Genomic DNA, 12,385 nt, shown 5'->3' with positions numbered 1-12,385 from the left:
GACTGGCTGCGTCGGGGTGCCAAGGGAATGTAAGGGCCGAGTCACTACGTCAACCTAGTGACACCGCGTCACACTCATCTACTGAGCGGAATAACGACATACCCCAGCCACGTAGGTCTGACGTGGCTGGAAGTCATCATCAAGTAGGGTGATATCGGCATCCAGGCCGGCGGCCAAGCGCCCCTTGTGGGCCTGCAAACCGAGTACTCGGGCGACATTGCCCGAAATCAGGCCCAAGGCCGTTTCGAGAGGCAGCACACCTTCTCGAACGAGGCGCTGCCAATCCGCAATCAGGGCCGTGTTTCTCGCCACTTTCATGCCAATGTACGCCCCCTCAGCATCGAATTCAGGCAAGCTGCCATTGCAATCGGAACTCATGGTGATGCGCTCCGGAGGAACGCCGCGCTCGAGTAACCGAGACACTGCGTCAAAGCTGGAGAGGCCGTCACCGGCATCTTCGAACGCGGTGACATCCACGCTGGCGGTGAACGTCAGCGCATAATCTGCAGCTTCCTCGAGCAAGGCAGGGTGGCGATTCACATGGGTGGGGATGACCTGATCGGCGGGAATCTCGGTCTCGGATAGCAACCTGCGCAGCGGTTCCAGGCCCCGCTTGCCATCACCGAGATGGAAATGGCAGATACCTCGCTTGCCGGCCAGCATGGCGCCGACACGTGTATCGCTGACGATCCGTTCGATTTCATCCTGACGTGGCTGGCTCGATCGGTGATCCGAGATAGCGATTTCGCCCAAGCCGATGACTTCAGGAATCCAGGCCAGATCACGCTGGAGGTCGCCGGTCAACGTGGGAGGTGGTACACGATACGCACCGGTATACATGTAGGCCGAGATGCCTTCGGCAATCAGCCCGCGCACTTTGGCCAACAGCTCGGCCGGGGAGCGGCTGATGCCGTCGGTGCCAAGCACCCCCACGACCGTGGCGATCCCCATCGAGGCGATTTCCTGGGCCGAAATTTCCGGGCAACGGGTGCCGCAACCGCCTTCACCGCCGCCCCCGGTGACATGGACATGCTGGTCGATGAAGGCGGGAACGGCGATTAGATGACGCGCCTCGACGACCCCGATAGGCCAGCCAGTGGGAACATCCAGATCCTGTCCCAAGGCGATGATTTTCCCGCCGGCCATGAGGATATCGGTCGCCTCGAGCCGCTCGGGTGAAAAAATGCCGCCGACACGCAACAGTGTCATGAGCTGGGCATGTTGCTCGTTGCCGGCCATCATGATCGTCCACCGGCAGCATCATCCATCCGGGCATCGGGTAGAAACTGCCGTCCACGCAAGCGCTCGGTGGCGCTATCGATATCCTCGATCAGCAGCACCAGCAGATCTCCTGTCCTGGCTTCCTCGAATGCCCTGTCGACAGCGTGGCGTTCTTTCATGATCACCTCGACCTGGCAGGCGCCAGGCATCGATTCCACCCCGGCGCGCAACAGGCTGACGGTTTCGCCCTCGGAACGACCACGCGGATCAGTCTCATAGAGAAAGACGATGTCATGCATGTTGGCGAGTTGCACACCCAGGCTGAACAGGTCCTCGTCACGGCGGTTGCCCGGGGCGCTTGCCACGCCAATGCGCCGCTGAGCGGGAATACGGCTCACGAGTTCGCTCAGCGCTTCGAGCGCCGGCACGTTGTGGCCGTAATCGATCAGCACTTTCATGTCGCCGGCGTCGATGAAATTGGTGCGTCCCGGATTCTGTCCCGGCGTTGAGTGGAACGTCTGCAGGCCCAACTGGATGTCGGCGATGCTTAGCCCCAGGGCGTAGGCCGCGGCGCTGGCGGCCAAGGCATTGGCAACATTGAAACGGGCATGGCCTTCGAAGGTGATGGGGGCGTTCACCACGGGGATGATGGAGGCTTCGACACTGCCCTGGCGCATCACGATACACTCGTCATGCACCGTGAAGGCGACGCCGTGGGCTTGCACATGCTCACGGACAGGCTGTGAGTCGGGGTCCAGGGAAAAGTAGATCACCTCTCCTCTGGCCCATTCCTGGCTCGCCAGTACGCGCGGATCATCAGCATTGAGTACGGCCGTCCCTTCGTGGCGGACCGCGTCGATCACCACGCTCTTGCAGCGCGCCAGTTCATCCAGGGTGCGTATATCGTTTTCTCCCAAGTGATCGCTGGCAATGTTCAGCAGCACACCGACCTGGCACTCATCAAAGCCCAACCCGCGACGCATGAGGCCGCCTCTTGCGACCTCGAGCACGGCATACTCGACAGTGGGCTCGCGGAGTACGGTCGCGGCCGCCTGTGGTCCGCTGTAGTCGCCACGCATGATGGTATGGTTATCGATCTCGATGGCCCCCGTGCAGGCCATGCCGACACTGCGCCCCGCTTGGCGAAGCAAGTGCGAGATCAGGCGCACCGTAGTGGTCTTTCCGTTGGTTCCGGTCACCGCAACGATGGGTATCCGTCCGGTGTCTTCGCTATCGGGAAAGAGCATCTCGATCACATGCTGGCCGACATCGCGGCCCGTGCCATGGGTCGGTGACAGATGCATGCGAAACCCCGGCCCGGCGTTGACTTCGACCACTGCGGCAGACTGCTCATCCAAGGGGCGGGTCAGGGTCTCGGCGAGCAGGTCGATGCCGATGATATCGAGGCCGACCAGGCGGGCGATGCGCTCTGCCGTGTACTTCACTTCAGGATGGACATCGTCGGTGACATCCGTCGCTGTGCCCCCGGTACTCAGGTTCGCCGTGGGCTTCAGGTATATGACCTCATCGTTGGGGACGATGCTCTCCAGGGTCAGGCTCTGCTGGGCGATCAGTCGATGCGATTGCTCGTCCACGTGTATCTGGGTCAGCAGGTTTTCATGGCCGATGCCGCGACGTGGATCCTGGTTCTCCCTGTCGATCAGTGTCTGCAGCGTCGATTGTCCATCACCGACCACATGTGCCGGGCGCCGCCGGGCGGCGGCGACAAGCTTGCCATCGACCACGAGTAAGCGATGATCTTCGCCCTTGACGAACCTTTCGACGATTACCGAGGAATTCCGCTGCGAGGCGGCAGCGAACGCGTCTCGCAATGCCGGTTCGTCGAGTATGTCCGTACTGACACCGCGGCCGTGATTGCCGATCAGCGGCTTTACGACAACGGGATAGCCGATATCGAGGGCAGCGTCGAGCGCGTCCTCGATCGAGTGGCAAACGCGCCCTTGCGGCACGGGGACGCCGGCATCGCCGAGCACTTGCTTGGTCCAGTGCTTGTCGTCAGCGATACCATGGCTGATCAGGTTGGTGCGACCGGTCACCGTCGCCTGGATCCGTTGCTGCCGATGCCCGTGTCCCAACTGAACGTAGCTGCTGTCCTCGTCGAGGCGAGCCCAGGGAATTCCACGGCGTACGGCGGCATTCACGATCGATGCAGTGGATGGCCCCAGCACATGGGCGTCTCGAACATGCTTGAGGCGGGTCACTACTGACGAAATATCGATTTCCCCGCCATCGAAAAGCCGGGTGACGATATCGACGGCTTCCACGCCGGCGGCCAGGCCGCAGGCCTCGTCCCGGTAGCGATAGACGACGTTATAAATGCCGGTGTCGTAGGAGTCGACCGTCTTGCCGTAACCCACCGAAAAGCCGATCAGGTTCTGCAGCTCGATTGCGACATGCTCTACCACATGACCGGCCCAGGTGCCGCGTTCAAGGCGTTCCAGAAACCCGCCAGCTCGGCCTACCGAGCAGCGATGTTCGTAGAGCGTCGGCAAAAGCTCGGTGACGCGATCGACGATGCCGGGCACGGTATCGCTCGGCCGTTCTTCGAGCTCACCGATATCCAGGCGCATGTAAATGGCTGGGTAGCGACTGTAGTAATTCGGGCCGCGTAGCGCCCGGTGCTCAAGGATGTTCATCGCGCTTGTCCTTGCGCCAGGATGGCATTGAGTTCGTCAGCGACGAGATAGCGCCGCGCATCGATGTCGTACCCATGACCGCTGACCATCGCGTGCAGGATCATGTTCTCGATGGCGACCGGCTCGCCCATGGCCAGTTCCGCGATATTGGAACTCGCCAGGTCCCGACTATCGATGATGATGACATGCCCCGGCCCGATGGTTTCCAGAATGCGGTTCGGGTGGATGATGACCCCTGCATCCTCGCCGATGCCGACGCCCAGCTGCTCGGGGTTGCTGGCACCCACCTCCATGAGGCGCGTGAATCGCCCACGCTCGAGAAAATGGCTATCGATGACCATGCCGCGGACGAAGCCCAGGCCGAAGGTCATGTTGACCGCCCCCTTACGCAGGGCGTCCGCCGCCGCACCGTTATAGATCATTGTGCTTGGCATGGCCGCGGCGCCGGCACTGGTCCCTGCCACGACGGCGCCAACCCTCAAGCGTTCGCGGATAGCCCGGAGTGTGGCTGACCCACCTAGCACATTGGTCAGGCGAAGCTGATCGCCTCCGGTGAAGAAAATCACGCCACTTCGCTGGATCAACTGCACGTTGTCGGCATCGGCGGCTTGCTTGCGATCCTGGATATTTAGCGCATGGACCTGGCTCGCCCCCAGGCGAGAGAAAGCCGCTTCGTAGCAGGGCAAAAGTTGTTCAGGAATACTGCTGGCCGTGGCGATAACGGCCACTTCGTCACTGTCTTGAGGGGCAAGCTCGAAAACCCGTCGAAGGATAGCGAGTTCGGAGGTCTTGTCCTCGGCACCGCCAATGGCCACGATGTGGCCGGAAACGGTCGGGGGGTGTGAAACCATATTCCATTCGCCGCCCAGCGACGCTTTTGAGGAAACGCTGAATCATTACCGCTACCGGTAATGTCGTATCGCATGATGCGTTAGCCTACCACCTCACTTATAACAGCCGGCAATCACCCTAGCCAGATTATTAACGGCCCCTGGCCTGACCACACCGCTCCTGTGGAATAGTGAGATTTCCGCGCTCTCGCGTATTGCCCCGGCGCTGCAACGATAAACCGCTATGCTTCGATAATCGGTAATACCCATGCCTGGCCTGGAGCCCGGAATGGGCAAGCACCGTACCCTGTCTGCAATCCATTGCGTCTCAGTGGCAAGGACTGCAACAGCCGAGCTCGTGCCAGGAGGCAATTATGAGTGTTCGGAACGTGTTTGTTGTCGGGCTGGATTCCATCAACCGAGAACGGCTCGAGAATTTGCGTGGGGCTGAAGATTACCGCTTCCATGGTGTGATCGAACCGGCTGAAGTCTACGATACGGAAATCTTTCCGATCGAAGACATGCTGGCCAGCGCCGAGGCCCGGTTAAGGGAGTTCAATGAGCCTGTCGATGCCATCATTGGTTACATGGACTTTCCCGTCTCGACCATGCTGCCGCTGCTCTGCAAACGCTTTGGTACGCGTTCCACCAGCCTCGAAAGCTTGCTCAAGTGCGAGCACAAGTACTGGAGCCGGCTCGTACAACGTGAGGTAATCGGTGACTACATTCCTCGCTTTACCGCCTTCGACCCCTTTGATGCCCAGGCACTGCAGCATATTGGCGAGGCGGGGCTGTATTTTCCCTTCTTCGTCAAGCCCATCAAATCGTCAGGCTCACGACTGGGATTTCGCATCGATAGCCCCGAAGACTTTGCCTATGCCACAGCGCGACTCTGTGAAGGCATCGGGACCATCTCAGAGCCTTTCAACTTTGTGCTGGAACACGCCAATCTTCCTGATAACGTACGCGCAGTCGATGGCGGGCATTGCATGGCGGAAGAGATTATCGGTGGCTGGCAATGCACGGTTGAAGGTTACGTATTCGAAGGCGACGTCGTCCCGTATGGCATCGTCGATTCGATTCGCTATCCGCAAGTCCTGAGCTTTTTCTGTTATCGCTACCCATCCCGTCTTCCTTCTGCCATCCAGGACAAGCTGCAGCAGCTCACCCGCCAGATCATGGCCCATATCGGCTATGATAATGCCGCCTTCAACATCGAATACTTCTGGGATGAAGTGCAAGACCACATCTGGCTGCTGGAGATCAACACCCGCATCGCCCAATCGCATTGCGATCTGTTCGACAAGGTCGACGGGGTCAGTCATCAGCAAGTGACCGTCGACCTGGCGCTAGGGCAGGTGCCTGACATGCCTAGCCGTCAAGGACGCTTCAAGGTCGCGGGTACGTTCTTCTATCGGGTGTTCTTCGTCGACGCCACGGTCAGCCGGGTACCAAGCGCCGAGGAAATTGAAGCATTGCAGCAAGCGTATCCCGGCGCCCGGATCTCGGTGCAAGTGGAGGTCGGTACGCGCCTGTCGTCCCTTCCTGAGCAGGACAGCTACAGCTATGCCCTGGCTTACGCCTGGATGGGGGCAGACGATGACGCCGCGCTGGAAGAAAATTATGCGCGGCTTGCTGAACAGTTGCATTTCGAGTTCGAGGATATCGTTGGCTAACGACCTTTCTTCACTGACGTGAGCGTAAGGTAAACAGGTACAGGCAACCCTACAGGGATCAGACCATGCATATCGTCAGCGATTTCCCCCGCGACGTTCAGGAGGAAGAAGGCTTTATCACGCTGGCTGATGGCTGCCGGCTGGGAATACGTATCTGGCGCCCGGTGGATGCCGAGAGCGATCCGGTACCGGCAATTCTCGAATACCTGCCTTACCGCAAGCGTGACATGACAGCGATGCGTGACGTGCAAACGCATGCTTACTGGGCCGGTCACGGCTACGCCGGGGTGCGCGTGGACATCCGGGGCAGCGGCGAGTCGGATGGCGTGCTAACCGATGAATACCTGCAACAGGAACTCGACGATGGCGTCGAGATCCTGCACTGGCTTGGCCAGCAACCTTGGTGTACTGGCGATGTGGGCATGATCGGTATCTCCTGGGGCGGGTTCAACGGCTTGCAGATCGCGGCACTGCAACCGCCCGAGCTGAAAGCCGTGATCACGCTATGCTCGACCGACGATCGCTATTCCGATGATGTCCACCACATGGGTGGCTGCCTGCTTGGTGACAACCTGTCCTGGGCCTCGACCATGTTCGATACCAATACCTGCCCACCCGACCCGTTGCTGGTCGGTGAGCGCTGGCGGGAGATGTGGCAGGAACGCCTTGAGGGTAGTGGGCTCTGGCTGGCGACCTGGCTCCAGCATCAGCGCCGCGATGACTACTGGAAGCATGGCTCGGTCTGCGAGGACTTCTCGCGCATTCGTTGCCCCGTCTACGCCGTTAGTGGTTGGGCTGACGGTTACTGTAACGCCGTGTTCCGGTTGCTCGCGGGACTCGACGTGCCACGCAAGGGCCTGGTCGGCCCTTGGGCGCACAAGTATCCCCACCTTGGCGTTCCGGGCCCGGCCATCGGTTTCATGCAGGAGTCACTGCGCTGGTGGGACCATTGGTTGAAGGGCAAGGACACCGGCATCATGGATGAGCCGATGTTGCGCGTATGGATACAGGAGTCGGTGCCGCCCTCGGCCCGCTATGACATGCGCCCGGGACGCTGGGCTGCCGAACCGAGCTGGCCATCGCCGCGGATCGAGTCGAAGCCCTTCCGGCTTACCAGCGGCCATGGCCTGGTGCCTACTCCGCAGGACCCGGAGGTTCACGTAGCGGACGACGATATTCCCCTCGCCGTGCGATCGCCGCTGTCGGTCGGGCTATATGCCGGCAAGTGGTGCTCCTACAATGCTCCGCCGGACCTGCCTCACGATCAACGCGACGAGGATGGCGGTTCGCTGATTTTCCAGACGGCACGACTCGACCAGGATATCGAGATTTGCGGGCAGCCCGTTGTCGAGCTTGAACTCGAAGCCGATCAGCCGGTGGCGATGGTCGCGTTACGGCTTAGCGATATTGCACCAGACGACAAGGCGACCCGGATCTCCTATGGCCTGCTCAACCTGACCCACCGTGACAGTGACGAGTTTCCCCAGCCACTGGAGCCCGGCAAGCGTTATCACGTGCGCGTGCCCCTTAAGCACATCGCGCAGAACTTTCCTACGGGCAACGCCATCCGGCTCTCGCTCTCGACTAGCTATTGGCCCCTGGCCTGGCCGTCGCCCGCTCCTGTTAAGCTAACAGTTTACCCAGCGGGCAGCCGACTGACCCTGCCATATCGCGAGCCCCAGCCGCAGGAAGAAGCCGCGCTGCCTCAATTTGGCCAGCCGGAGGCCGCTCCGCCGCTAGCGGTGACCCTGATACAGCCAAGCCAAGAAGCGTGGCGCGTGATACGGGATCTGGCCAATGACCAGACCACTCTCGAAGTCATTAATGATCAAGGCACCTTTCGTATCGATGACATCGACCTCGAGCTCTCGTCACGCGTGATTGAGCGCTACACCTACGCCTATGGCAACTACGACAGCCTAAGCGGCTGGACCGAGTGGGAGCGTAGCTTTCGGCGTGGCGACTGGAATGTGCGTAGTGTAACCCGTACCTTGATGACGTCTAATGCCGAGCACTTTCGCTTGCGTGCGACGCTGGACGCCTTTGAAGGTGATAGTCGGGTCTTTGCCAAGAGTTGGGATGAAGAGGTCCCGCGTGATTTCGTCTGATAGCGAGACTGGAAGCTGTGCAAGCACACAAGATGGTCATCGCAGGCGCCCGCGTGGAAAAGTTCGCATAGTCCCTAATCGGGGCGAGCGGCCAGCCTTCCGCTGCCAAGAAATATCAGGGCCAGGGCGCCGAACAGGAACATGCCCTGCAGTTCCAGTGCCCAGCCACCGCTACGGCCGAGCGCGAACAATTCGCCGGTATGTGCCAGGAATATGGCCACGACCATGTTGCCCACCATGAGCAACCCGGCGATGCGTGTCTGCCAACCGACAATTGCCATGAGCGGGGCCACGACCTCGCCGATCAGTACGCCATAGGCCAGGAACACCGGCAGTCCATGGCTGGCGACCTGGTCGCCAATCCAGCTCAGGCTGCCTGGGTTGAGCAGCTTGGCGATACCGTGCAACAGCATCAATACGCCGACACTCAATCGGACGATGAGTTTGCCGACGGCATCGTTGTGCAGTGCTTGTAGCATGCAGAGTCCTCTTCCTGACAATCGTTGGCCGATGTCATGCCATGGCACATGGCAGCCAGACGCGTTGATGGGCGCTCACGATACCATGCCGGCCGGGACGGATAGGTTGATCCAGGCGAATGCCTACCAACGTAGCAACGCGGTATGATCGGCATTGGCTAGGATGCCATGACTGTATCTGGATGTGCAGATCGGCATGCCAGGTGACGCCACGAAAAGCAGGTTAAGAGTTCACCCATGCACGCGCGCCAGCCTCGTGCGGGAGGTGGACCGACGCAGGGAGCAGACCGTGAGGGCTTGAACCGCCTCTTGGGCTGCCTGTCGCCTCAATCAGAAAAATGCGCAAGGCGACCGCATACAGGGGTAGTACTATGTCCAGTGGTGTGTTCCGGGCGCGTTGGGTACGCTTGACGCGGCCTCCCGTCGGCCTCGCTCCCGAGCGACGACGCAGCTATCAGATCTTTATCCATGTCTACCTGTTCGCCATCGCGACTCACCTGGCGTTCATTCCGGTTTTCGTCGCGCTCGATGTCGTGGCGTTGATGTTGCTCAACCTGACCTGCATTGCGGCCAACGTCCTGGCGATCGTCCTGCATCGCCAAGGCCAGCGTACGGCGGCCCTGTTCATCAAGCTAGGGATGGTCAGTGCATTGGTCGTGCTGTCCGGCATGCTGCTCGGCGGGGAGACGGGCTGCGAATATTTCTTTTTCGTGATTCTCTTCGAGGTGCTGATCAGCGATCTGGCGCATCGTCTAAAACTGCTTTTCGGTGGATTGGTGATCAGCCTCATCCTGGCTTCGGAACACCTCCTGTTCGGTTCGCTGGGTAGCTGGCCCTACAGTGAATTGAGCCGGGAGCTGTTGTTCTCCCTGAACGTCGTGGCCACTTTCGTGCTGTTCATGTTCATCGTGTTGCAGGTCTATACCATCACCGAGGTCACCGAGCGACGCTTTCGCACCGATGCCACCCATGATTCGCTGACCGGCGTGTTGAATCGACGCGCCATCTTCGAGAAAGCCGAGGGCTGCTGGCAGGCGGCGCAACCGTTTGCCTTGCTGCTGCTGGATGCAGACCATTTCAAGAGCATCAATGACAATCATGGGCATAGTGCCGGTGACGAAGTCCTGCGGCACCTGGCGCAACTGTTAGGCAGGACGCTGCGTGAGGACGATTTCATTGGCCGCGTTGGCGGCGAGGAATTCCTCGTGCTGTTGCCCGAGGCTTCGATGGATGAGGCGTTGAGCGTGGCGGGACGTCTGCGCAACGAGTTGGCCAGCTGTCCGTGTCGCCTGGAGTCGCTCGCGCTGTCGGTGACCCTGTCCATGGGACTGGCGTTGTCGAACGAGGGCGACAAGCTGCGTGATGTCATCGATCTGGCCGACCGGCGTCTCTATCTGGCGAAGTCGTCCGGGCGCGACCGGCTCCTGGCGCAAGGGGGGGAGAACCAGGGGGAACAGGTCGGGGAGGGGGTTACGGCGCGCTTGCTCCAGGGAGTGCCTACGAAGGACAATGCCTGAAACTGGCATGGAGTATCGAAGGCGGCTATGAAATTACTGGAGATTCGTCGGGTCATCGGACCTTACTGGTTGGTGGCAGGCATGATGTTGCTGATGGGGGGATGTGCGACTTCAGCCCCCACGCTGGATGTGTCATCTAATGCCGATATTGCCGAATCTCCCCTGGTAGGCGCGCGCTGGGAGCTGGTCCTGCTAGGGACCGATGTATGGTGGCAAGGCGAGCGCAAGGCGCATTTCTCTTTGTTACCAAAAGGTAAAATATTGCAGCTTGCTGGTAGTGACGGCTGTAATACTTTGAGAGGAGAGGCTACGCTAGGCGATGGAAGACGAATAGCGATCTCGGATTTGGCGACGACCCGCATGGCCTGCCCCGGCCTACCTCAGTCGTCCCAGGTCGCCGATATGCTGTCGCAAGCCTATCGTTATCTTCTCGATCATGATCGTCTGGTCCTGATGGGTCGCGACGGTCACGTGTTGGGTGGTTTCAAGCGCCAAGGATAAGGCGTAAACCGCAACAGCGATATTATCGAAGCAAGGCACCTTGGAACTGGATCAATCCATGGGTCGGGTTGGTGGGGTGGTGAAGTGTCGCCAACGCCGTCGATAAGAACGTTTCGCTGCCAGCCTGGCGGCGGAAGGAGAAAGGGAATTCATGGTTGCTTGCAACTCTCGAAAGATACCGGACAAGTGGCGTTCGTTCATGTTCCCCGCTTGTCCTCTACCTCCCGAACAGCAGCGTTATTTCCATACCCTGTCCCGACTGTATGTCATCGCCACGGTGACCTATGTGCTGGCGTTGTTGCCCATGTTCTGGTTACTGGGCAACGTGCACTTGCTGGCCATTACCCTGATTGGCCTGGGCAGTGTACTGATGGCGCGGGAGCTGCATCGACGCGGATACATGACCGCGGGGGTGAGCCTGGTATTGGCGGGCATGACCTGGCACATGCTCGAGTCCCTCGATGCCTATGGTGCCGGTGTCGGCTTCGAACTCTACTTTTCGGTCATTCTGCTGATCATCTATATCAGCGCCATGTCGCCGGTGGCCAAGCTCGGCATCAGTCTGTCGATCCTGACCCTGACGGCGCTGCAGGTCATCGAACTCGGCGATCGTACCAACGACTGGCATCACGGATCGCTGGTGCCCGATCTGGTGCTGATGGCCAACCTGCTGCTGGTCAGTGTGCTGTTCGCCGTCATCCTGACCGGCCTGGAGGGCGTGACCGAGCGCCTGGAGCGTAGCTATCGCCGGGAAGCGACCCATGACGCACTGACTGGCGTCTACAATCGGCGTGCTGTCCTCAAGGCGGCGGAGCAGATGGCGCAGGGCGATCGTACTTTCGCCATGCTGATGATCGATATCGACTACTTCAAGCGCATCAATGACGAGTATGGCCACGACGTGGGCGACCGCGCCCTGTGCCATCTGTCCGAATGTCTGCGCCTGGGATTGCGTGAAGAGGACGTCCTGGGGCGTTACGGTGGCGAGGAGTTCATGGTGGTGCTCAACAGCATGACACTGAACGATGCCGTGGGCGTGGCTGAACGTCTTGCGGCACTGGTGCGCGAGAATCCCTATGCCGCCGCGAACGGCCTGACCCTGTCCATGAGCGTCAGCGTCGGCGTGGCCGTCTCGAGCCAGGCCGAGGATCTCAACGGTTTGATTGTCCTGGCCGATCAGCGCCTCTACCGGGCCAAACGCACGGGGCGCGATCGTATCGTGGCCAAGGATCGCCCGGTGGTATCGCCCAACAAGGAGGATCCGTTACCGGAGAACCCGTTGCCGGTACGGATGCAGGGGGTGTCGCGCTTTGGCTGAGCCCACTGCCCCGCGATAGCCAAGGCCGAGCGAGGCGCGTCACAAGAACGCCAGAAGAAGGGCCGGACAGTCGATGTC

The 12,385-nt window shown here is 60.2% G+C and carries 9 protein-coding genes; 5 read left to right on the top strand and 4 right to left on the bottom strand.

The genetic code is table 11. The features are described 5' to 3' along the window. Positions 1-78: 78 nt before the first annotated feature. The 3 genes from iadA to BM194_RS03025 are packed head-to-tail and all read right to left on the bottom strand — an operon-like array spanning position 79 to position 4,729. Positions 79-1,242, bottom strand: a complete 1,164-nt coding sequence (gene iadA / locus BM194_RS03035; RefSeq protein WP_092843507.1) for a beta-aspartyl-peptidase — start codon at positions 1,240-1,242, stop codon at positions 79-81. Further along, a complete protein-coding gene (gene cphA / locus BM194_RS03030; RefSeq protein WP_092843505.1) occupies positions 1,239-3,878 on the bottom strand; it encodes a cyanophycin synthetase in 2,640 nt (879 codons plus the stop codon). Before cphA ends, iadA begins: the two co-directional genes overlap by 4 nt. Further along, complete coding sequence (locus BM194_RS03025) at positions 3,875-4,729, bottom strand: cyanophycinase (protein WP_092843503.1); 855 nt, start codon at positions 4,727-4,729, stop codon at positions 3,875-3,877. The genes cphA and BM194_RS03025 overlap by 4 nt, the downstream gene beginning before the upstream one ends. Before the next feature lie 353 nt (positions 4,730-5,082). On the opposite strand from BM194_RS03025, the gene BM194_RS03020 reads away from it, so the two are divergent. Both BM194_RS03020 and BM194_RS03015 read left to right on the top strand, forming a co-directional pair. Continuing rightward, a complete protein-coding gene (locus tag BM194_RS03020; RefSeq protein WP_092843501.1) occupies positions 5,083-6,384 on the top strand; it encodes an ATP-grasp domain-containing protein in 1,302 nt (433 codons plus the stop codon). Between the two features lie 65 nt (positions 6,385-6,449). Continuing rightward, positions 6,450-8,492: a CocE/NonD family hydrolase gene (locus BM194_RS03015; protein WP_092843499.1), complete on the top strand. Its 2,043-nt coding sequence runs from the start codon at positions 6,450-6,452 to the stop codon at positions 8,490-8,492. A gap of 74 nt (positions 8,493-8,566) precedes the next feature. On the opposite strand, the gene BM194_RS03010 is transcribed toward BM194_RS03015, so the two are convergent. Continuing rightward, positions 8,567-8,971 carry a DoxX family protein gene (locus BM194_RS03010; protein ID WP_092843497.1) on the bottom strand — a complete coding sequence of 135 codons (405 nt, stop codon included), beginning with the start codon at positions 8,969-8,971 and terminating at the stop codon, positions 8,567-8,569. A gap of 371 nt (positions 8,972-9,342) precedes the next feature. Between BM194_RS03010 and BM194_RS03005 the strand changes: the two genes are divergently transcribed. The 3 genes from BM194_RS03005 to BM194_RS02995 all read left to right on the top strand — a co-directional run bounded on the left by BM194_RS03005 (position 9,343) and on the right by BM194_RS02995 (position 12,307). Next, positions 9,343-10,488: a GGDEF domain-containing protein gene (locus BM194_RS03005; protein WP_166670983.1), complete on the top strand. Its 1,146-nt coding sequence runs from the start codon at positions 9,343-9,345 to the stop codon at positions 10,486-10,488. Positions 10,489-10,515: 27 nt separating this feature from the next. Then, positions 10,516-10,989 (top strand): META domain-containing protein, encoded by a 474-nt coding sequence (locus BM194_RS03000; RefSeq protein ID WP_092843493.1) that lies wholly within the window; start codon positions 10,516-10,518, stop codon positions 10,987-10,989. A gap of 151 nt (positions 10,990-11,140) precedes the next feature. After that, positions 11,141-12,307 carry a GGDEF domain-containing protein gene (locus BM194_RS02995; protein ID WP_092843491.1) on the top strand — a complete coding sequence of 389 codons (1,167 nt, stop codon included), beginning with the start codon at positions 11,141-11,143 and terminating at the stop codon, positions 12,305-12,307. The last annotated feature ends 78 nt before the right edge of the window (positions 12,308-12,385 follow it).

Origin of the sequence: Modicisalibacter xianhensis, assembly GCF_900113605.1 — a bacterium.
Taxonomy (GTDB): domain Bacteria; phylum Pseudomonadota; class Gammaproteobacteria; order Pseudomonadales; family Halomonadaceae; genus Modicisalibacter; species Modicisalibacter xianhensis.
The sequence above is the reverse complement of the archived record's forward strand: the minus strand, read 5'-3'. Positions and strand labels throughout refer to the sequence as shown.

What these genes read in the sequence shown, in the direction of transcription:
- iadA (WP_092843507.1), bottom strand. Translation starts at nt 1,242, where the DNA reads ATGATGGCCGGCAACGAGCAACATGCCCAGCTCATGACACTGTTGCGT.
- cphA (WP_092843505.1), bottom strand. Translation starts at nt 3,878, where the DNA reads ATGAACATCCTTGAGCACCGGGCGCTACGCGGCCCGAATTACTACAGT.
- BM194_RS03025 (WP_092843503.1), bottom strand. Translation starts at nt 4,729, where the DNA reads ATGGTTTCACACCCCCCGACCGTTTCCGGCCACATCGTGGCCATTGGC.
- BM194_RS03020 (WP_092843501.1), top strand. Translation starts at nt 5,083, where the DNA reads ATGAGTGTTCGGAACGTGTTTGTTGTCGGGCTGGATTCCATCAACCGA.
- BM194_RS03015 (WP_092843499.1), top strand. Translation starts at nt 6,450, where the DNA reads ATGCATATCGTCAGCGATTTCCCCCGCGACGTTCAGGAGGAAGAAGGC.
- BM194_RS03010 (WP_092843497.1), bottom strand. Translation starts at nt 8,971, where the DNA reads ATGCTACAAGCACTGCACAACGATGCCGTCGGCAAACTCATCGTCCGA.
- BM194_RS03005 (WP_166670983.1), top strand. Translation starts at nt 9,343, where the DNA reads ATGTCCAGTGGTGTGTTCCGGGCGCGTTGGGTACGCTTGACGCGGCCT.
- BM194_RS03000 (WP_092843493.1), top strand. Translation starts at nt 10,516, where the DNA reads ATGAAATTACTGGAGATTCGTCGGGTCATCGGACCTTACTGGTTGGTG.
- BM194_RS02995 (WP_092843491.1), top strand. Translation starts at nt 11,141, where the DNA reads ATGGTTGCTTGCAACTCTCGAAAGATACCGGACAAGTGGCGTTCGTTC.